Annotated in this window: 2 protein-coding genes; one reads left to right on the top strand and one right to left on the bottom strand. The window is 53.6% G+C overall.

What is annotated here, in order from left to right; genetic code table 11:
- Positions 1 to 68 precede the first annotated feature (68 nt).
- The gene (locus ROG8370_RS20420) at positions 69 to 506 is read left to right on the top strand and encodes a hypothetical protein (RefSeq protein WP_139838247.1); all 438 of its coding nucleotides are present in this window, start codon (positions 69 to 71) and stop codon (positions 504 to 506) included.
- 152 nt (positions 507 to 658) lie between these two features.
- Here the strand turns inward: ROG8370_RS20420 and ROG8370_RS19775 are convergent.
- Positions 659 to 1,488: calcium-binding protein (locus ROG8370_RS19775; RefSeq protein ID WP_170925318.1), on the bottom strand; the 830-nt coding region annotated here is incomplete at its 5' end.

The following is a 1,488-nucleotide window of genomic DNA, read 5'->3' as shown; positions in this document are numbered from 1 at the left end:
CACACCGTAGCCCCTGAGAAACCCCACCGTAGTCGCCATCGCGAAACTCCTGCCCTAATCTCCGTCAGGTGCGAAATCTCAGGTCAGGTGAGAATTGGGAAGGTGCGGGCCAGGAAACGCTTACAAACGGGTTCACTTTCGGTGCACGCATAAAACGGATCATCCGGCGTGGGAAACCAGGTGTATTCAATGGCCTGGGCAATCCGCTCTCAGTCAATCAGGTCGGAATTCAAAAAGTGGTGACGGGCATAAATCTTGCCGCGGTCAATGTGATGCGAGGCGAGAAAGGCAACGGGCGCACCGCGAGGCGGGCAGATCTGGTCGGCTACCTCGTTGATCACAACGTCATTGTCGGTATCGCCAACGCAGAAACCGATGTCATGGGTCAAAGGCGCCACGATGTAATGCAACCAATCTTCCGGTTGCATGGCTCAGGTAACAAGTCGTTCGCGGATGGTTTTCTGACCAACCAGCGTGACAATCATCGTATGCTCTGCTTTTGCTAAAATGTGCCGGAATTGCTCAGACGCTCCAATAGCATGCGCGTGTTACGACTCAAAAAAGAGGCGTACTCAGATTTCCTCCCCGAGGAAAATATTGCAGGTAAGTCTTGGCAAGGTGATCTCCGCAACTCGCGCTGAAATGAAGGTCCTCCAACTCAAGCAACTGGAAGCGTGACCGAAATATCGTCGTCAATTGCCAACGTCGCCAGCACATTACTAGACCCATCGACGAACTCGTAAACGTCAAAATCGTTAACACCGTCATTGACGGATTCACTCAACGACCATGTTCCGGCAGAGTCACCCGCCAAATTCACGGTGTCACTACCGTCTCCGTAGATCGTCGCGCTCTCTGCTGCACTCTTTCCCAGAAGTTGCTCCAACAGGGTGTCGGATTTGGAGGAAAGCTCAATTATATCCATAAAAGTAACATTGAGTGCTTCACTGGATGTATTTTCCAAATCAATTGCCTCGATGTCGCTACCTTTTAATGTAGGAAGCAGATCGGAGCCGACGTTGCTGCCGGTAGCCACAACCAAAACGTCGCGTCCAACATCACCGTTATATACATCCTCTGAACCACCCCACTCCAGACCGTCATCGCCTTGACCGCCATTGAGCGAGTCCACCCCGGCCCCACCTGCAAGATAATCGTCGCCTGAGCCACCCTCTAACGTATCATTGCCCTCGCCTCCGAAAATCGTGTCTTCACCCGCCGCACCTTTTATTAGGTCATTACCGCCCAAGCCATTTATTTGGTCTGCACTGGCTCCGCCCAGCAATCGATCATCCCCTTCGGTGCCGTTCACGATATCCGGATCGTCCTTACCCGAGTTTTCGTTCACCGGGGTCACCGTCACCGTCACCTCTGCCGTGTCGACGTCCTGACCGTCCGAGACCGTGTAGCTGATCGTGTCGGTGCCGTTGAAGTCGGCATCCGGCGTATAGCTCAGCGTGCCGTCGTTGTTGATCTGCACGCTGCCGT

It is taken from the genome of Roseovarius gaetbuli (assembly GCF_900172365.1).
Classification (GTDB): domain Bacteria; phylum Pseudomonadota; class Alphaproteobacteria; order Rhodobacterales; family Rhodobacteraceae; genus Roseovarius; species Roseovarius gaetbuli.
Note: the sequence above shows the minus strand (reverse complement) of the source record. Positions and strands in the feature narration are given on the sequence as shown.